We start from the raw sequence: 18,015 nt of genomic DNA, 5'->3' as shown, positions 1-18,015 counted from the left end.
ATGACCGCACCGGTCGTGCTCTACACCGATCCGCCGTGGGCGCTGCACAACGGCTCGGCCGATCCCAGTACGGCGACCATCGAGGACGAGGTCTTCGGTTCCGCGGTCCGCCTCCGGCTCGGCGAGGTGGCGGACGGCCGCTACGTCACCGCCGGGGACGCGGTGCGGGAAGCGGTGCGCGGGGTTTCCGCGCTCGCGGTCTACCGCTGCCGCGTGACCCCGGAACTGCTGGACGCGGCCGGGCCCGGGCTGCGCGTGGTCGCGCGGCAGGGCGTGGGCACCGACAACCTGGACATCCCCGCGCTGCGCGAACGCGGCATCCACGCCTTCCACGTCCCGGACTACTGCGTGGACGAGGTCGCCACGCACACTCTCGCGCTGCTGCTCGCCCTGGAACGCCGGATCATCCCGCAGCACAACGGGTTGTCCGGCGGCCGGTTCGACATCTACGCGGGCGGGGTGCCGCGGCGGTTGCGGCGGCGCACCGCCGGGATCGTCGGGTTCGGGCGGATCGGCAAGGCGGTGGCGCAACGGCTCCGGGTGTTCTACCGCGAGGTGCTCACCTACGACCCGTACCTGCATCCCGATCTCGTCGAGGGCTACGGCGTGCGCGCGGTGGGCTTCGAGGAACTGCTCGCCACCGCCGACGTGGTGACGCTGCACTGCCCGCTCACCGACGAGACCCGGCGCATCGTCGACCGCACGGCGCTGGCGCGCATGAAACCCGGCGCGCTGGTGGTGAACGCGGCCCGCGGCGCGCTGGTCGACCCCGAACCGCTGTTCCACGCGCTGTCCGAAGGGCGGCTCGGCGGTGCGGCGCTGGACGTGTTCTCCCCGGAGAACCCGCACGAGGATCCCTGGTTCGCCAAGGTCGCCGGGCTGGGCAACGTCGTGGTGACCTCGCACCGCGCCTTCCTGTCCGCCGAATCGGAGGCCAGTTCGCGCCGCCGGGTCGCCGAGGGCGTCCGGCAGGTGCTGGAAACCGGGAAACCCACGCTTTTCGGCTCCCTGACCGGATAGGAAGGACGGAGCAGATGATCCCTGGAAAGCCCAGCCGCACCGCGGAGGTCGCCGCCGCCGTGCGCGCGGTGGAGGCGGTGCGCCCCGCCCCCGACCGCCTGCTGCACGATCCGTACGCGCGCCATTTCATCACCAGCCCGCACTGGCGGGCGCTGTACCGGTTCCCGTTCGTGGCCACCCGCGCGCTCGACTGGTACGACAAGCGCTTTCCCGGGGTGATCAGCTGGGTCGTGCTGCGCGCGGTGTTCGTCGACGAGATCATCGCGCGCGAGGCCGAACGCGGGCTGGAGCAGATCGTGTTCGTGGGCGCGGGGTACGACACCTCGGCACTGCGGCTGCGGCTGCCCGAGCCGGTCGGCGTGTTCGAGGTCGACCACCCGTCCACGCAACGGTTGAAGAAGTCCACTTTGGAGCGTCACGGCCTGGGCTCGGACACCCGGCGGATCACGTTCGTGCCGTGCGATCTGAGCCGGGACGACATGGCTTCCGGGCTGCGGGAGGCGGGTTTCGATCCGGCGCGCAAATCCTTGTTCATCTGGCTGGCGGTGGTGATGTTCCTCGACGAGGAGTCGGCGACCGGCACGTTCCGCCAGATCTCCGAGCTGCTGTCCGACGGCGGGCTGCTGATCCACGACTACATCGCGCGCAACACGCGGGAGTATCCGGGCGGCGAGGCGGCGACCACCTGGACCGCGGCCCGGGGCGAACCGTACTACTCGATGTGGAACGCCACCGAGGTCGAGGACCTGCTGGGCGCGCAGGGGCTCAAGGTCTCCGAGCACCTCACCATGCCGGAACTGGGCCGCCGCTACGGCAGCGCGAAACCGGCCGCCAAACGCGCCGAGGAATGGATTTCCGTGGTGCTGGCGGAGAAGCGCGGTGCCTGAGGAACTCCCGGTCGGCGTGGTCGGGGCCGGGCCGTCCGGGGTCACCGTCGCCGCGTCGCTGCGGCGCGCGGGGTATCCGGTGGAGGTGCTGGAACGGCATTCGGCGATCGGTGGCATCTGGGACCTGGACAACCCCGGGACCCCGATGTACGAGACCGCGCACTACATCTCCTCGCGCACGCTGTCCGGGTATCCCGGTTTCCCGATGCCGTCCGATTACCCGGACTATCCGCGCCACGACCAGATCCTGGCGTATGTCCGGTCCTATGCCGACCACGCCGGCGTCACCCCGTTCGTGCGGTTCGGGCACGAGGTGGTCAAGGCGGAACGGCGGCCCGCGGGGGACTGGCAGCTCGCGGTCCGGACTCCGGACGGCGAGCGGGAACGGCGGTACCGGGCGCTGGTGCTGGCCACCGGGCACCAGTGGGAACCGCGGCTGCCGGACTGGCCCGGTTCCTTCGACGGCGAGCTGTACCACGCCAAGTTCTACCGGGGGCCGCACCAGCTGCGCGGGAAGCGGGTGCTGGTGGTGGGGGCCGGGAACTCCGGGGTGGACATCGCGAGCGACGCCGCCCGGGACGCGCGCGCCGCGACGATCAGCCTGCGGCGCGGGTACTGGATCATCCCGAAGCACCTGTTCGGGCGCCCGGTCGACGTGATCGCGCACGGCGGCCCGCACCTGCCGAAACGGCTCGAACAGGCGGTGTTCGCGTTCCTGCTGCGGACCTTCGCCGGGGACCCGAGCCGGTTCGGCCTGCCCGCGCCCGATCACCGGGTGCTGGACAGCCATCCGATCGTGAACAGCACGCTGGTGCACCACCTCGCGCACGGGGACGTCGACGTGGCGCCGGACGTGCGCGCGCTCGACGGCGAGTACGTGGAATTCATCGACGGGCGGCGGAGTCCGTTCGACACGATCATCGCGGCCACCGGGTACCGGGTGCACTTCCCGTTCCTGGACCCGGGTTTGTTCCGCTGGCACCAGCACGTTCCGGACCTCTGGCTCAGGGTGGTGGATCCGGAGTTGTCCGGTTTGTTCGTGGTCGGCATGTTCGAGACCAATGCGGCCGCGGCGCCGCTGCTGGCGCGGCAGGGTGAGCTGGTGGCCGCCGTGCTGCGGGCCCAGGACACCGGGCGCTCGGACCTGAAGTCCCTGGTGCGGGCCCGCCCGCGGCTGTCCGGCGGCCTGCACTACCTGAACACCGACCGGCACGCCCTGGCCGTCGAAGCCCGAGCGTACGAAAAGGAGGTGTCCCGGGCCCTGCATGCCCTAACGTCGGGGTGATGATCAGACCGATGGCCGTCGCGTTCGGCCTGTCCACCGGGCCGGTCGTCGGCTTGGGCTTCGCGCGGTTCGCCTACGCGCTGGTGCTCCCGGCGATGCGGGACGAACTGGGCTGGTCGTTCGGCACGGCCGGGCAGCAGAACACCGCGAACGCCGTGGGCCATCTGGCCGGGGCGGTGATCGCGGCGCCGATCGCGCGCCGGATCGGGGAGCGGCGGGCGTTCCTCGGCGGCCTGGTCGTCACCGCGCTCGCCCTGCTCGGCACCGCGGCGCTGTCGGACACCCTCGGCCTGCTCGTGCTGCGGGTGATTTCGGGAACCGGCGGGTCGGTGTGCTTCGTGGTGGGCGGTGGGCTCACCTCGCGGGCCGGGCTGGGCCTTTCCGGGCGGCGGGCCACCGTGCTGCTGGGCGTCTACTTCGCGGGCAGCGGCGCCGGGGTGGTGCTCTCCGGGCTGGTCGTCCCGGTGGTGGAGGCGGCCTGGGGCTGGCGCGCGGCGTGGCTGCTGATGGGCGGGCTGGGGCTGCTGGTCCTGTTCGCCGCCGTACCCGCCGCGCGGGCGGTGCCGCCGGAGGAGAAGCCCGCCGCGACCCGGGCGCGCCGCGGCTGGCCGGTCGGGCGGCTCGCCGCCCTGCTTGCCGCGTATGGCTTGTTCGGCACCGGATACATCGCCTACATGACGTTCATCGTCGCGTACCTGAAGCAGGCGGGCGCCGGTGCGGGCGAGGTGACCGCGTTCTGGACCGTGCTCGGCCTCGCCGCCGTGGCCGGGGGATTCCTCTGGGGCGCGGTGCTTTCCTCGGTGAACGGCGGCGTGGGCACCGCGCTGGTGCTCGTGGTGCTGGCCGCGGGCGCGCTGGTGCCGCTGCTGTCGACCGGCGCGGTGGCCGCCTTCTGCTCGGCCGCGCTGTTCGGGGTGGCCTTCCTGAACGTGATGACCGCGGTGACCACGACCGCCCGGAACCTGCTCCCGCCCGCGCGATGGACCCCGGCCATCGCCGGGCTGACCGTCGCGTTCGCGCTCGGCCAGTGCGTCGGCCCGTTCGTCTCGGGTCTCGTTTCGGACGGACCGGGCGGGATCAAGGCGGGGCTCGCGCTCGGTTTCGCCCTGATCGTCCTCGCCGCCCTGGTCGCCCTCACCCAACCCCGCCGGACCGCGTGACCAGCGTGCGAGTCGCACGTTCAGGTAAGCGAGTTACACGTTCAGGCACGCGAGTTGCACGCTCGGGCCGGAGGGTTCAGCCGACCGCGACGGGCAGGCGGTCTTCCGTCCGGGCGTGCAGCAGGCGGCGCATGACCACGATGCCCAGCAGCGGGCCGGGGACGAGCAGCAGGAAGGCGACCGTCCAGCCCGCCACCGCCTGGATCGCGGGGACGATCCAGATGGTGATGCCGGTGACGCCGAAGCCCAGGGCCATCTGCAGGGTCAGCGCGGTGCCCACGTAGGACTGGTCGGCGAGTTCGGTGACCAGGGTGGAGAACTGCACCGAATCGCCGACCACGCTGAACCCCCACACCAGCCCGATCAGCACGACCGGCCAGACGCCGAGTTCGGCGCCGAGCCCGATGGTGGCCGCGCAGGTCGCCGACACCGCCAGCATCCCGATGGCCACCTTCTCCCGGCCGTAGCGGTCGCCGAGCACGCCGCCGACCCAGTTGGCGAGGCCGCCGATGCCGATGACCGCGAAGGTCAGGTAAGCCGCCGCGGGCAGGGGCGTCCGGCCGAACCGGGCGAAGGTGTCGTGGCTGAACAGCAGGAACCACGACCACATCGCGTACAGCTCCCACATGTGGCACAGGTACCCGAGCGTCGCCAGCCGGACGCCGCGGTTGCGGACGACCGCGCCCAGTTGCCGCGGATCGAGCCGGGCGGCGGGGAACGGGTACGGGCCCTCGCGCACGCCCGCCAGCATCCCGAACGCGCCGAGCACGGTGAGGATCGAGGTACCGATGATCACCGTGCGCCACGCCAGCCCACCCAGCCCGTTGACCAGGTGCGGGACCGCCGAACTGAAGGTCAGCGCGCCGACCATCAGCCCGATCGCGCCGCCCCGGCCCCGCTGGTACCAGGTCGACGCGAGCTTCAACGCCGGCGGGTACACCCCGGCGATGAAGAAACCGGTCGCGAACCGGGTGGCGAGCCCGGCGCCGAATCCGGGTGCGGCGAGCAGCACGGTGTTCGCGGCCGCCGCGCCGAGCGCGCTGGCGAAGATCAGGCGGCGGGGCGGGACGATGTCGGAAACGCTGAGCAGCCCGGAAACGACCGCGCCGAGGCAGAATCCGAGCTGGACCGCCACGGTCAGCGCGCCCCCGGCCGCCGTGGACAGTCCCCATTCGGCGCGCAGTTGCGGCAGGACCGCGGCCGCCGAGAACCAGGTGCTCTTCAGCAGCAGCAACATGAGCACGAGCACCACCATGCTGCGCATCCGCGCGCTCACCGCACATACCCCCTCGGTGACGGTTCCCCCGTCACGCTAGTGCAAGAGATTTGGGCAAAGGTCTAGAAGATCGGGCGCAGAGCGCGACAAGGAACCCGCAGGGGCGGACCACAACGCTCGACGCGCCGCCGCGCGAGGCACGAAGATGGATGCTTCGCATTCGTCGGCTGGGGGAAGGGGAAGCGGTGACCGAGGAGAAGCTGCCCGCGCGCACGTTCGTCACGGCGCTGCACGAATACGGCGTGCGCCGGGTGACCGGGGTCCCCTGCGGTCACCTGAAGGGACCGTGGTCGGAGTTCGACCGGCTCGGCGAGCTGACCCCGGCGGCGAACGAGGGCGCCGCGCTGGCGCTCGCGGCGGGCTGGGAACTGGCGGGCACGCCCGCGGCCGTGCTGTGCCAGAACTCCGGCTTCGGCAACCTGGTGAACCCGTTGGCGTCCCTGCTGCTGCCGTGCCGGATCCCGGTGTTCGTGGCGATGACGTTGCGCGGCTGGCCGGATCCGGAGTCCGACGAACCGCAGCACGCGGCGATGGGCGCCGCGTCGGAGTCGCTGCTGGACGAACTGGGCGTCCCGTACACCGTGCTGCGCCCGGGCGGTTTCGCGGAAGCGCTCGAGCGGGCCGGGCGGGCGCGGAAAGCCGGGCTGCCGTTCTTCACCCTGATTCCGCGCGGTTCGGTCGGCGCCGCGGATCCGGCGCCGGTGACCGAACGGGCGGGGGACGCCCTGACCCGGCCGATCGTGGTCGCCGCCCTGCTCGCCGAACTCGGGGACGAACTCCTGGTCACCACGACCGGTTACCTCTCCCGCCAGGCGAATCACGAACTCGACCGGCCGGGGACGTTCTACATGCAGGGGTCGATGGGGCACGCGGCCGCGATCGGGCTCGGCCTGGCCACCGCGAACCCGGACCGCCGCGTGGTGGTGCTCGACGGGGACGGCGCCTTCCTCATGCACCTGGGCACCGGTACGACCGTTTCCGCTGCGGGCGCGCGGAACCTGGTGCACGTCGTGGTGGACAACGGCTGCTACGAGTCCACCGGCTGCCAGGCCACCACTTCGTCCACTGTGGACTGGACCGCGCTCGGCACCGGGCTCGGCTACGCCGCGGTGCTCACCTGCCGCCGCCGGGAACCGCTGACCGGGCAGCTCCGCCGGGCGTTGCGGGCGCCGGGGCCGGTGCTGTGCGTGCTGGACGTGGCGCCGACCCCGGATGAGGTGCATCCGCGGGCGACCGCGTCGGCCGGTCTGGACGAGCTCACCGAACGGTTCCGCAAGGCCGCCGGTTCGTAATACCGTCGCGGGCGTGCGGAAGATCGGCTACGCGTGGTGGCTGGTGGGCACGCTGGGCATCACCACGATCATCTCGTACGGCACCTCGCAGTACCTGTTCGGCGTGCTGATCGCGCACTGGCAACGGGATCTCGGCGCGGGCCGGGCGGCGGTGGCCGGGGTGTACTCGCTCGGCCTGCTCGCCAGCGGGGTGTTCGGCCTGGCCGCGGGGCGGCTGCTGGACCGGTACGGGCCGCGCGTGCCGATGGCGTTGGGGTCCGCGGCCTCGGGCGCCGCGCTGCTCGCGATGAGCACCGTCCACAGCGCGGGCTGGCTCTACCCGCTGTGGGCCGGGCTGCACGCGCTCGGCATGGGACTGACCTACTACCCGGTGTCCTTCGCCGTGGTGACGACGTGGTGCCCCGGGCACCGGGAATCCGCGCTGAGCGTGCTGACCTTCGTCGGCGGCACCTCGTCGCTGGTGTTCACGCCGCTCGCCGGCTGGCTGGTGCAGGAGACCGGCTGGCGGGAAACCCTGGTGGTGATGGGCCTGATCCAGCTGTGCGTCGCGCTGCCGCTGCACGCCCTCGTGCTGCGCAACGGTCCGGCGGACCGGGACCGGCCGGACCGCCCGGCGGACGGGGACCGCCCCGCGCGGGTGTCGCGCGCGGTGCGCCTGCGTTCCTTCTGGGCGCTGACCATCGGCGGCGCGCTGGTCATGCTGGCCGCGCACGTCGTGTTCGTCTACCTGGTGCCGTATCTGGGTGAGCGCGGCGTCGCCCCGCTCACGGCCGCGGCGATCGGCGGCCTGATCGGGGTGTCCAGCCCGCCCAGCCGCCTCGCGCTCGGACTGCTCAGCCGGGTGCTGAGCCCGGTCCGGTTGCTGGTGCTGGTACTCGTGTTTTCCGGGCTGGGGGTGGTGCTGCTGGTGCTGACCGTGCGCCCGGTGCTGCTCGCGATCGGGGTGATCATGTTCGGGGCCGGGTACGGCGCGCAGGCCCCGCTTCGCGCCCTGGTGTTGTCCCACCAGGTGGATCCGTCGGTCTACGGCACGTTGAGCGGGCTGCAGAACCTGCCCGCGGCGGCCTTCGGCGCGGGCGGGCCGATGATCGCGGGCCTGCTGTACGACCGGGGCGGGCACGAGTGGATCTTCGCGGGCACCGCGGCCGCCCTGCTGCTCGCCGCCGCGTGTTCGGCCGTGCGCACTCGTTCAAGAGTCTGATGTGGACTCCTGGGCCCGCCGGAGGACCCCGATCGCCGTGCGGATGTGCGCCTCGACCGCACGCGCGGCCTTGGCCGCGTCGCCTTCGGCGATCGCGGCGGCGAGTTTGCCGTGGCCGGGGAATTCGCTGTGCGCGCGGTGCACGTCCGCCATCACCGTCCGGACCCCCGACTCGAGCGCGTGGCTCAGGCTTTCCCACAGGTCGATGAGCACCTGGTTGTGCGTGGCCGCGATGACCGCGCGGTGGAAATCGGTGTCGGCGCGGATGAACGCGCCGAGGTCGCCGCTTTCCCGGGCACTGTCCTGGGCGGACAGTGCGCGCTCGATGCGCGCGATGTCCTCGTCGGTTCGCCGCCGGGCCGCGTGCCGGGCGGCGTCGCGTTCGATGCTGTCCCGGACCTCGAGCACTTCCAGCGCGGTGGCCCGGCGCGTGCGGCGCAGGAGCGCCGCGGACAGGCCGCTGTTCGCGCGGACGTACGTCCCGTCGCCGCGGCGCGCTTCCAGCAGCCCCGCGTGTTCCAGCGCGCGCACGGCCTCGCGGACCGTGCTCCGGCCGACGCCCAGTTGCTCGACCAGTTGTGGTTCCGGCGGAATCCGGGTGCCCACCGGCCATTCGCCGCTTTCGATCAACCCCTCGAACTGAGCCATGACCGTGTCGGCCAGCCGCGCGACATCGACGCTGCGCAGAGGCATGGGAATCTCCCTTCGACACCAGGTGCAAAAACATCTAACATCAGATGTCCGGATGTCGCAAATGTCCTGATGCCGTCGGGCGCGTGCGGTAGCTGTTCTGTTATCGGGACTCAAAACCCGGGCAATGGCAACGGAAAGGCCGGATCGATCCGGCGTCCCGGCGGGGCGAGCCGGGACCAGTCCAGCCGTGCCCCGGCGCAGTGCAGCGCCCCGAGTTGCGTGCGCAGTCGCAGCGCCGCGTCGCCGCCCCGCCGCATGGTGGACAGAATCACGGCATCGCGGCGCGCGGCCGTGACATTTTCCCGGAGCGGGTATGCCAGGAGCGGATGTGGTGAAATTTCGACGAAAAGCGCGTGACCGTCGGCAATTGCCGCCGAAACGGCCCCGGTGAAACGAACCGGCCGCCGCAGGTTGTCCGACCAGTACTCGGCGTCGAACCGGGCCCGTTCCCGCGGATCATCGAGAACCGTGGTGTAGCACGGGATCGCCGGTTCCGCCGGGGCCAGCCCGGCCAGGGACGCGGTCAGCTCGTCGATGATCGGGGCGACCTGGGGGGAATGGGAGGCGACCTCCACGGTCACCGCGCGGGCCATCAGCTCGCGCGCCGCCCAGCCCGCCACCAGATCGGCCACCCGCCCGGGCGCCCCGGCAACCACGCAGGCCACCGGGGAGGAGTACGCGGCGACCACGACGTCCGCGATCCCGGCCTCGTCCAGTTCGGCCCGCACCGCGTCGCCGGGCAGCGCGACCATCGCCATCGCCCCGTCGCCCGCGAGCCGGGCCATCAACCGGGACCGGCGGCAGATGACGGCCACCCCCTGGGCGAGGGTCAGCGCCCCGGCGACGACCGCGGCCGCCACCTCGCCCATGGAGTGCCCGATCACCGCCGCCGGTTCCGGCCCGTACGCGCGCCACGTCTCGGCGAGCGCGACCTGCATCGCGAACAGCGCGGGTTGCACCCGTTCGACCCCGGTGACCGGCTGCTCCCCGGAAATCGCCGCCCGCACCGAGAACCCCGCCTCGGCGGCCATGATCGGTTCGATCGCGCCGATCCGCTCGGCGAACACCGGCTCGTGCCGCAGCAGCGCCCGGCCCATCCCGGGCCACTGCGAGCCGTGACCGGAGAACACCCAGACCGGCTCGCCGTTCGTCGTCGCGGAGCCGAGCGTGGTGCCGGTGCCGGGTTCCAGGGTGGTCAGCGACCGCAGCCGCGAAACGAGCTGCTCGTGCGACGAGGCGACCGCCACCGCGCGTTCACGCAGGAGGAGCGAGCCTTGGACAAGGGTGTGCGCGAGATCGGCCAGCGGCACGTCCGCCCCGGCGTCTTCCAGCCAGTCCGCGAGTTTCCCCGCGGTGGCCGCGAGTTCTTCCGGAGCGTGCGCGGAAAGCGGGAACAGCAGGTTCGCCACGTCACGACCTGCCCAGGTACTCGGCGGCCAGCGCCTTCTTGTCGATCTTCCCGACCGCGGTGAGCGGCATCTCGGTGACGATCTCCAGGCGGTCCGGGTGCTTGTACGCGGCGACCCCGCGTTCGCGCAGGAACGCGGCGATCGCCTTCGGGCCGGGCGCGGGGCCCGAGCAGACGAGGAACGCCACCGCGCGTTCGCCGAAGGTCGGATCGGGCTCGGGCAGCAGCGCCGCCGCCCGCACCTCGGGATGGGCCAGCAGATGCCCCTCGACCTCGGTCGCGTCGATCTTCTCGCCGCCCCGGTTGATCTGGTCCTTCGCCCGCCCGACCACGTTGACGTGCCCGCTGGGCAGCACCCGGACCAGGTCGCCGGTGCGGTAGAACCCGTCGGTGGTGAAACTCCGCCCGTTCTGCTCGGGCGCCGCGTAGTACCCGCGCAGCGTGTACGGGCCCCGGGTGAGCAGCTCGCCGACCTCGCCCGCGGCCACCGGCCGGTCGTCGGGGCCGACGACCCGGATCTCGTCGTCCGGCGAGATCGGCCGGCCCTGGGTGGTGTGCACCAGCTCGTCCGGATCGTCCAGGCGGGTCAGGCAGAGCAGGCCCTCGGACATCCCGAACACCTGCTGCAGGCGGCAGTCCAGGGTCCGGGTGATCGCCTCGGCGAGATCGTCGGCGAGCCGCGCGCTGCCGACCTGCAGCACCCGCAGGCTGGACAGGTCCGCGTCGCCGGTTTCGAGTTCGGTGAGCCAGTAGGGGACCAGCGGCGGGTTGATCGCCGCGATGGTCACCCGTTCGCGTTCGATGAGGTCGAACGTGGTCTTCGGGCCGGGGCTCGGCGCGAGGACGACCCGGCCACCGGCCTCGAGCGTGCCGAGCATGCCCGGGCAGCTCATGGTGAAGTTGAAGCCGATCGGCAGCACCGCCAGGAACACCGAATCGGCGTCCAGGCCGCAGATCTCGGCGGCGGCCCGCGCGTTGTAGGCGTAGTCGTCGTGCGTGCGCGGGATCAGCTTCGGCGTGCCGGTGGTTCCCCCGGACAGCAGGAGCAGGGCCAGCTCCTCGGACGCGGGTGGATCGGCCTGCCCGATCCCGGGTTCGGCCGGGGTGGCCATCAGCTCGGCGAGCGACCGGAAATCCGCGCGCCCACCGGTGTCCCCGGCGACGATCACGTGTTTGAGCCCGGGTGCGGCGTCGGCGATCTCCGCGGCGAGTTCGCGGTAGTCGAAGCGCGCGTGCCGGGCCGCGACCACGTATCCGGCGGCGTCGGCGAGGGAGACCAGGTGCGCGATCTCGCTGCGCCGGTGGCCGGGCATCGCGTGCACCGGTACCACGCCGAGGCGGGTCAGCGCGAACCACAGGACCACGAACTCGGCGCAGTTGGGCAGTTGCACCACCACCCGGTCGCCGCGGCGCAGGCCGAGCCGGGACAGCCCGGTGCACAGCCGGTCGACGCTCGCGTCCAGCTCGTCGAAGGTCCACCGCCGGTCCCCGTCGACCAGGGCCGTGCGCCCGCGGAACCGGTTCGCCCAGCCGGTGAGCCGTTCGCCGAAGGTCAGCCCCTGCCAGTACCCGGCGGCGCGGTAACGCTGTGCGAGTTCCGGTGGCCACCGCGCCCAGAGTTCGCCGGGGCGGAGGGTTTCCTGCGTCATCAACGTTCCTTTCGCCGTCACGCGTTCTGCTTGCTCAGCACCAGTTCGTGGACCTCGGCGAACGACTCCACCTCGTTGATCTCGGTCTCGCCGATCTTGACGCCGAACCGCTTCTCGATCCGCGCCGCCACGTCCAGCAGCATCAGCGAGTCGACGCCGAGTTCGTTCCCGAAGTGCGTGTGGTCGGCCACCTCTTCCACGTCCAGTTCGAGGACCCCGGCCACGAGCGCGCGCAGGTCCTCCTTCGCCACGGCCACCTGGTTGTTCGTCATTGGATGCGTTCCCCTTGTCGTTGAGCCATTTCCGGTCGGGCCTCGTCAGGGCCCGGTGAACAGCAGCGCCGCCGCGGTCTCCCCGGGCACTTCGCACGAGGCGGCGAGCAGGGCGCCGGGTTCGGCGGCGAGATCGAACCGGGCGACCGCGGCCGCGCACTGCAGCACGCCGAGCGCCCCGGACTGGCGGCCCGCCCAGGACGCCAGCTCCGCCACCGGTTCGGCGGAAACCGCCGCCGCGTCGGCGCCCCGGTGGTAGGCGCCGATCCGCAGGCGGGCCTTCACCCCGCGGTCGCGGGCGTGCTCGTCCGATTCGACGACCACCGCGGCCGCCCCGTCCGGCCAGGACGGTTCGCCCGCCTCGCGCAGGAGCCGGTCCACGTAGTCGTTGCTCGGTTCCGCGCCCGCCACGACCGCGACGTCCGCCCGGCCGGACGCGACGAGGACGCGCGCCCAGTGCAGGGCGTCCAGCCCGCTGGTCGGGCCGTTGCACAGGGTCACGCACGGCCCCCGCAACCCGTGTTCGATGGCGATCCACCCGGCGATCGCGTTGCTGGAGGTGTGCGGCAGCCCGGTCGAGCTGAGCCCGGTCGCGGTCTCCTCGGCGATGGTGTCCACAAAGGAGCAGACGCTGTCCAGGTTGCCGAGATTCGTGCTCACCACGGTCGCCGTGCGCTCACCCGGCCCGGCGAAACCGTTCTCCCGCAGGAAACCCGCGTCGCGCAGGGCCGCCTCGGCCGCGCGCAGCGCCAGCCGCGAAGCCCGGTCGCGATGCCGCATCTCCTTGCCGCGCAAGCCCTTCTCCGGATCGAATCCGCCCGGATGCCGGGTGTAGGGCAGCAGCAGGTCGGCGACGTCCCGCAGGCCGTCCACGGCCAGCCCCACCCCGGTGACGCACACCCCCATCACGAGACCCCCTCCAGCACGGCGACCGCGTTGATGCCGCTCAGGCCGAACGCGTCGACCTGTGCGGTGGACACGCTCGCCTGCCGCGGCTTGTCCCGCACCAGGTCCATCCCGGCGACCTCGTCCATCGGATCGTCCAGCCCGATGATCGGCGGGACCCGTTCGCGCCGGATGGACAGCACGGCCATCAGCAAGCTGAGCAGCCCGGAACCGCCGAGGGTGTGCCCGGTCATCGATTTGATCGCGGTCAGCACCGGCCGGGCGCTCGCCGGTTCGAACACGTTGCGCAGCACGGCCGCCTCGACCTGGTCGTTGAGCACCGTGCCGGTGCCGTGCAGCATCACCAGGTCGATGTCGGCCGGGGTGACCCCCGCGCGCCGGTGGGCGTCCCGCACGGCCCGTTCCACGCTGTCCACCGCGGGCTGCGTGGGGTGGGCGCCGTCGCAGTTCACGCTCACCCCGCGGACCCGGGCGCGCACGCGGCGGTCGTGGGCGCCCGGCCGTTCGACCACGACCGCGACCGCGCCCTCGCCCATCACCATCCCGCGGCGCTCCTTGTCGAATGGCCGGACCGCGGACGGTGGTCGCCCGTACTGGATCCGGTCGAAGATGCCGAAACTGCTCTCGGTGATGGAATCCGTTCCGGCGACGATCACCGTGTCCGCCGCACCCGCCTCGACGAGGTCCTGCGCGAGCCCGAGCGTGTAGAGCGAGGCCGCGCACGCGTTGGCGAAGGTGAAGACGTCCGTGCTGCCGAACTCCTCGCGCAGCGCGGCGCCGAAGTGCAGATCCGCGAACCCGGCCTCGGCCTGCCCGCGCCACCACAGTTCCGCGGTCCGCTGCTCGCGGTGCGTGGTGCCGATGAGCACCGGGTACCGCGCGGCCTCGCCGAGCAGCCCCGCGTCGGCCAGCGCCTGCCGGACGGCGGTGACCAGCCACCTCGTCGCGCGCCGCGGTTCGTCCCGGCCGTCCTCGGCGCGGTCGTCGATCTCGTAGGCGGCCTCGGCCCGGTACCGCGTGCGGTCGAAGGCCCGGACCGGCCCCACCCCGCTGGTTCCCGCGCACAGCGCGTCGTGGATGTCCTCCGGGGTGCCGCCGATGGACGCGACCGCGCCGATGCCCGTGATGTCGAGCGTCAACCTTCCTCCTTGGAAAACCGCGGAAATCCGCTACCGGAACCGTTTGACGTCGGTGAAGGAGACGTCCAGCCGCGGTTGCCCGCCGGTCGCGAGGTCGGCGAGCACCTCCCCGATTCCGGTGGCGTGCTTGAAACCGTGCGCGTTGTCCCCGCTGGCCACGACGATGTTCGGCGCCTCCGGCAGCGCGCCGAGGACGAACTGGCCGTCGGGGGAGAGGGTGAGCATGCACACCGCGACCCGCGCCGGGGCCGGTGCCAGCCCCGGCAGGTGCCCGGGGAGCACCTCGCTCAACTTCGCCCAGTCCGCCTCGCGCACCGAACGGTCGCTGTCCTCCGGATCCAGCGGCACCGCGGTGCCGTCGAACTGCTCCAGCCCCAGCTTCACGTCGTACCCGGATTCGGCGCCGCAGCCCCACAACACCGTGCCCTCGGCGATTTCCCGCATGAACACCGGGAAATCGGGCAGTGCGTAGGACACCGACTCGTCGGCCGGGCGGAACCAGGTGACCGGCATCCGGACCACCCGCAGCCCGGGCACCGGCACCAGCGACGACAGCCACGACCCCGCGGCGACCACGACCCGGGTGACGCGCAGGCTCCGCACCGGGGTGTGGATCCACACCCCGGTCGCGTCCGGCTCCAGGCCGGTGACCCGGGTGTCGGTGAAGATCCGCGCCCCGGCGGCCTCCGCGGCCCGCAGCGCGCCGCGGATCGCGGCCTCCGGCCGGACGATGCCCGCCGACGGTTCCCAGACCCCGATGTCGTCCGGCCCGAGCCGGTCGTGCTGCGGGAACCGGGCGCGCAGGGCCGGCGCGGTCAGGGTTTCCGTCTCGATCCCGTGTTCGGCGGCCGCGGCCAGGGTGCCGCCGACGATCTGGCCCCGCGGGCTGCCGATCAGCAGGCCGCCGGACTGGGTGAGCAGGGGCTCGCCCGCGTCGCGTTCCAGCTCGCGCCACAGCTCGCAGGACCGGCGCGCGAGCGGGACGAGCCCGCTGTGTTCCAGGCAGGTGACCCGGAACATCCGGCTGCCCCCGTGCGACGAGCCGAGCGCGTGCCCGCGCCCGAACCGTTCGATGCCGATCGGGCGGATCCCGCGTTTGGCCAGCCGCCACAGGGCGGCCGAACCCCACGCGCCGAGCCCGATGACGGCGACCTCGGCTTCCGGCTCGGCCATCTAGAACCCCGGGGCGACTTCGGCGGCGAACAGTTCGACCGCGCGGGCGGCGTCGCGGTGGGGCAGGTAACCGGCGTTGAGGTGCAGGCTGACCGTGAGGTCGTCGCCGTAGGCCCCCTGGATGGCCCGCAGCTGCTCGGCCACCTGCGCCGGTGTCCCGGCGAGGACCTTGTTGTCCCGCAACGACTTCGCGAAGTCGTACTGCTGCACCTTCTCGATCAGCTTCTCGTAGCCCTGGTAGGCGTCCGACTGGGTCGCCGCCCAGGAGGCGATCGCCCCGGACATCAGGTCCACGTAGTTGTTCTCGAACTTCTCGCCCCAGGCGAGTGCCTGGGCGCGATCGTCGGAGAGGTAGCAGGTGTACTTGATCTGGATGCGCGCGTCGGCGAGCGAACGGCCCGCGTCGGCCCAGGCCTTGCGGTACGCGGCGAGCATGTCGAGCAGGGTGCCGTGGCTGACGATCGACGGGACGACCTGGAGGTGGTGGCCCGCCGTCCCGGCGGCCGCGCACGATTCGGGGCTCGACGCCGAGGCGACGAAGATGGGCGGATGCGGCCGTTGCACCGGCCGGGGGAGCAGGGTGACCGGGCCGAACGAGTGGAACTCGCCCTCCCATTTCACGTTCTCCTCCGACCAGAGCCGCCGGCACGCTTCGATGCCCTCGGTGAACCGGCGGCGGCTCTCGGACATCGGAATGCCGAACCAGTCGAATTCGTCCGGCAGGAAACCGCGGCCGAAACCGGCGTCCAGCCGCCCGCCGGACAGGTTGTCCAGCATCGCGAGTTTGCCCGCGAGTTTCAGCGGGTGCGTGAACGCGGGAATCACCGCGCCGGTGGTGATCCGGATCCGTTCGGTCCGGGCGGCGACCGCCGCCAGCAGGGTCACCGGATCGGGGCTGTAACCGCCGTAGGGGGAGCCGTAGTGCTCGACGGTCTGCACATGTTCGAAACCGAGCCGGTCGGCGAGCGCCGACAGGTCGATGACCTCCCGGTAATAGTCGGTGGCCGTTTTCTTTTCGGGCGCGAAGACCGGGAAGAAGTTGAGTCCGAAGTCCATTTTGTCCCCATGTGGTGGTGGAGTGGCAGTCAGTCGGCGAAATGGTCAGGCAGGGGGTTCGATTTGGCGTCCGCCCAGGCCCCAGCGATGCTCGGGAACGGAATCGAGGGCAACCCAGACGTGTTCGCGGATGTCCTCGCCGAAGGTTTCCACCACGGCGTCGGTGATTCCGCTGATCAGTTTTCGTTCGCTTTCCGGGGTGAGTCGCTTTTCGAGAATATGAACGTGGATGAAAGGCATCGAAAGTCCTTAGCCGCGGGCCAGCGAGGAGCGGCGGCCGAACACCTCGTGGAGGCTGGCGTCCAGCGCCGAGCAGAGCAGGGAGACCTGGGTCTCGGAAAGGCCGGGGTGGCAGGGCAGGTTGACGTGCTCGGAGAACCAGAGCTTCTCCGCGACCGGGCATTCACCCGGACCGTGGCCCCGGGCCTGCCATTCCGGGGTGAGGTGCAGCGGGAAGTAGCGCAGCTGGACCTCGATGCCGCGCCGGTCCAGTGCGGTGATCAGGGCGTGCCGGGCGTCCGCGCCGTCGGTCACGAAGCAGGTGTAGAGGTGGTAGGCGTGCTCGTCCCCGGCCGCGACGACCGGGAGGCGGATTTCCGGGTACCGGCCGAGCACCTCGTCCAGCCGGGCCGCGATCGCGCGGCGGCGCCGCACCAGCCCGGCCATCTTGTCCAGCTGCACGATCCCGGTGGCGCAGGCGGGTTCGGACAGCGTCGCGTTCGTGCCCGCGCCCAGGATCGCGGTGTAGGACTCGCGGTAGATCGCCGACGAGAACTTCATCCAGGGCAGCACGTCCGGTGGCGCGCCGAGGGCGGGGTTGACCGGACCGGCCGTCATGTCCACCTCGTTGGACCTGATCCGGTCCGCCCGCGCCGCCCAGTCGTCCCGGTCGAAGGTGAGCATTCCGCCTTCGCCGAGGGTGGTCATGTTCTTCGAGGAGTGGAAGCTGAAGCAGCCGATGTCGCCCAGCGAACCGGGGCGCCGGCCCTGGTAGCCGGAACCGAGCGCGTGCGCGGCGTCCTCCAGCACCAGCAGGCCGTGCCGCCGCGCGATCGCGACGATCTCCCGCATCCGGGCGGGATTTCCGGCGTAATGCACCAGAATGACCGCTTTGGTCCGCGGTGTGATGAGGGCTTCCAGTTTGTCCGGATCCAGGTTCAGGGTGTCCGGGTCGATATCGCAGAACCGGACCGCCACGTTCATCGCGAGCAGCGGCTGAATGGATGCCTGAAATGTCTGGCAGGTGGCCACGACCTCGTCGCCCGGTCGCAGGTTCAACAACCTGATCGCTATTTCCAGCGCCACCGTGCCGCTGGTCACCGAAAGGGCGTGCCGGGTGCCGATATGCTCGCGAAATCTCCGTTCGAATTCATCTCGCCATTGCCCGGAGGACAGCGGTTCGTCACTTCTGACCACCTTGGAAAGCGCGTCGAGATCGTCGTTGTCGACGACCGATCCCCGGCGCGCGAACGGCACCTGGTATCGAACTTTTTCGCGCTCTTGTATTTCCGTCACGCGCAGAACCCCCACGTCGCCATAAAGACTTTGGTATGACCTGAAACCCAGGATGCTCGCCCGGCCGGAATTGCCATCGGCTG

At 71.7% G+C, this 18,015-nt stretch carries 17 protein-coding genes; 6 read left to right on the top strand and 11 right to left on the bottom strand.

The features are described from left to right. Genes FXO23_RS35975 through FXO23_RS35960 form a run of 4 tightly spaced genes read left to right on the top strand, consistent with a single transcriptional unit; the run spans nt 1 to nt 4,352 of the window. Nucleotides 1-1,020 (top strand): C-terminal binding protein, encoded by a 1,020-nt coding sequence (locus tag FXO23_RS35975; protein ID WP_218952254.1) that lies wholly within the window; start codon nt 1-3, stop codon nt 1,018-1,020. A 14-nt stretch (nt 1,021-1,034) separates the two neighbouring features. Further along, entirely contained in the window at nt 1,035-1,907 is an 873-nt protein-coding gene (locus tag FXO23_RS35970; RefSeq protein ID WP_158890663.1) for a class I SAM-dependent methyltransferase, read from the top strand. After that, a complete protein-coding gene (locus FXO23_RS35965; protein WP_158890661.1) occupies nt 1,900-3,192 on the top strand; it encodes a flavin-containing monooxygenase in 1,293 nt (430 codons plus the stop codon). Before FXO23_RS35970 ends, FXO23_RS35965 begins: the two co-directional genes overlap by 8 nt. Further along, nucleotides 3,192-4,352, top strand: a complete 1,161-nt coding sequence (locus tag FXO23_RS35960) for a YbfB/YjiJ family MFS transporter (protein WP_158890659.1) — start codon at nt 3,192-3,194, stop codon at nt 4,350-4,352. Before FXO23_RS35965 ends, FXO23_RS35960 begins: the two co-directional genes overlap by 1 nt. Before the next feature lie 76 nt (nt 4,353-4,428). Here the strand turns inward: FXO23_RS35960 and FXO23_RS35955 are convergent, their stop codons facing one another. Next, complete coding sequence (locus FXO23_RS35955) at nt 4,429-5,628, bottom strand: MFS transporter (protein WP_218952253.1); 1,200 nt, start codon at nt 5,626-5,628, stop codon at nt 4,429-4,431. A gap of 185 nt (nt 5,629-5,813) precedes the next feature. Between FXO23_RS35955 and FXO23_RS35950 the strand changes: the two genes are divergently transcribed. Together FXO23_RS35950 and FXO23_RS35945 are read left to right on the top strand one after the other, a co-directional pair. Beyond that, complete coding sequence (locus tag FXO23_RS35950; RefSeq protein ID WP_158890657.1) at nt 5,814-6,920, top strand: thiamine pyrophosphate-dependent enzyme; 1,107 nt, start codon at nt 5,814-5,816, stop codon at nt 6,918-6,920. Between the two features lie 13 nt (nt 6,921-6,933). Then, a complete protein-coding gene (locus FXO23_RS35945) occupies nt 6,934-8,121 on the top strand; it encodes an MFS transporter (protein ID WP_158890655.1) in 1,188 nt (395 codons plus the stop codon). On the opposite strand, the gene FXO23_RS35940 is transcribed toward FXO23_RS35945, so the two are convergent. The 10 genes from FXO23_RS35940 to FXO23_RS35895 all read right to left on the bottom strand — a co-directional run bounded on the left by FXO23_RS35940 (nt 8,110) and on the right by FXO23_RS35895 (nt 17,932). Continuing rightward, on the bottom strand, nt 8,110-8,814 hold the full coding sequence (locus FXO23_RS35940) for a FadR/GntR family transcriptional regulator (protein WP_158890653.1): 705 nt from the start codon (nt 8,812-8,814) through the stop codon (nt 8,110-8,112). The genes FXO23_RS35945 and FXO23_RS35940 overlap by 12 nt on opposite strands. A gap of 110 nt (nt 8,815-8,924) precedes the next feature. Further along, nucleotides 8,925-10,223 (bottom strand): acyltransferase domain-containing protein, encoded by a 1,299-nt coding sequence (locus FXO23_RS35935; RefSeq protein ID WP_158890651.1) that lies wholly within the window; start codon nt 10,221-10,223, stop codon nt 8,925-8,927. Nucleotide 10,224: 1 nt separating this feature from the next. Continuing rightward, on the bottom strand, nt 10,225-11,871 hold the full coding sequence (locus FXO23_RS35930; protein ID WP_158890649.1) for a (2,3-dihydroxybenzoyl)adenylate synthase: 1,647 nt from the start codon (nt 11,869-11,871) through the stop codon (nt 10,225-10,227). Nucleotides 11,872-11,888: 17 nt separating this feature from the next. Beyond that, nucleotides 11,889-12,143 (bottom strand): acyl carrier protein, encoded by a 255-nt coding sequence (locus FXO23_RS35925; RefSeq protein WP_158890647.1) that lies wholly within the window; start codon nt 12,141-12,143, stop codon nt 11,889-11,891. A 45-nt stretch (nt 12,144-12,188) separates the two neighbouring features. Beyond that, nucleotides 12,189-13,049: a beta-ketoacyl synthase N-terminal-like domain-containing protein gene (locus tag FXO23_RS35920; RefSeq protein WP_158890645.1), complete on the bottom strand. Its 861-nt coding sequence runs from the start codon at nt 13,047-13,049 to the stop codon at nt 12,189-12,191. Continuing rightward, nucleotides 13,049-14,188: a beta-ketoacyl synthase N-terminal-like domain-containing protein gene (locus FXO23_RS35915; RefSeq protein ID WP_158890643.1), complete on the bottom strand. Its 1,140-nt coding sequence runs from the start codon at nt 14,186-14,188 to the stop codon at nt 13,049-13,051. The genes FXO23_RS35920 and FXO23_RS35915 overlap by 1 nt, the downstream gene beginning before the upstream one ends. A 30-nt stretch (nt 14,189-14,218) precedes the next feature. Next, a complete protein-coding gene (gene solA, locus FXO23_RS35910) occupies nt 14,219-15,361 on the bottom strand; it encodes an N-methyl-L-tryptophan oxidase (RefSeq protein ID WP_158890641.1) in 1,143 nt (380 codons plus the stop codon). Further along, the gene (locus FXO23_RS35905; RefSeq protein WP_158890639.1) at nt 15,362-16,417 is read right to left on the bottom strand and encodes an LLM class flavin-dependent oxidoreductase; all 1,056 of its coding nucleotides are present in this window, start codon (nt 16,415-16,417) and stop codon (nt 15,362-15,364) included. Between the two features lie 45 nt (nt 16,418-16,462). Further along, entirely contained in the window at nt 16,463-16,657 is a 195-nt protein-coding gene (locus tag FXO23_RS35900) for a tautomerase family protein (RefSeq protein ID WP_158890637.1), read from the bottom strand. A 9-nt stretch (nt 16,658-16,666) separates the two neighbouring features. Continuing rightward, nucleotides 16,667-17,932, bottom strand: coding sequence for a DegT/DnrJ/EryC1/StrS family aminotransferase (locus FXO23_RS35895; protein WP_246258229.1), 1,266 nt, complete (start codon nt 17,930-17,932; stop codon nt 16,667-16,669). Nucleotides 17,933-18,015 lie beyond the last annotated feature (83 nt).

Origin of the sequence: Amycolatopsis anabasis, from assembly GCF_009765355.1 — a bacterium.
Lineage (GTDB): Bacteria > Actinomycetota > Actinomycetes > Mycobacteriales > Pseudonocardiaceae > Amycolatopsis > Amycolatopsis anabasis.
This window is presented reverse-complemented; position numbering and strand designations above follow the sequence as displayed.

Coding starts and splice junctions, on each gene's coding strand:
- FXO23_RS35975 (WP_218952254.1), top strand. CDS start 1: ATGACCGCACCGGTCGTGCTCTACACCGATCCGCCGTGGGCGCTGCAC.
- FXO23_RS35970 (WP_158890663.1), top strand. CDS start 1,035: ATGATCCCTGGAAAGCCCAGCCGCACCGCGGAGGTCGCCGCCGCCGTG.
- FXO23_RS35960 (WP_158890659.1), top strand. CDS start 3,192: ATGATCAGACCGATGGCCGTCGCGTTCGGCCTGTCCACCGGGCCGGTC.
- FXO23_RS35940 (WP_158890653.1), bottom strand. CDS start 8,814: ATGCCTCTGCGCAGCGTCGATGTCGCGCGGCTGGCCGACACGGTCATG.
- FXO23_RS35930 (WP_158890649.1), bottom strand. CDS start 11,871: ATGACGCAGGAAACCCTCCGCCCCGGCGAACTCTGGGCGCGGTGGCCA.
- FXO23_RS35925 (WP_158890647.1), bottom strand. CDS start 12,143: ATGACGAACAACCAGGTGGCCGTGGCGAAGGAGGACCTGCGCGCGCTC.
- FXO23_RS35920 (WP_158890645.1), bottom strand. CDS start 13,049: ATGGGGGTGTGCGTCACCGGGGTGGGGCTGGCCGTGGACGGCCTGCGG.
- solA (WP_158890641.1), bottom strand. CDS start 15,361: ATGGCCGAGCCGGAAGCCGAGGTCGCCGTCATCGGGCTCGGCGCGTGG.
- FXO23_RS35905 (WP_158890639.1), bottom strand. CDS start 16,417: ATGGACTTCGGACTCAACTTCTTCCCGGTCTTCGCGCCCGAAAAGAAA.
- FXO23_RS35900 (WP_158890637.1), bottom strand. CDS start 16,657: ATGCCTTTCATCCACGTTCATATTCTCGAAAAGCGACTCACCCCGGAA.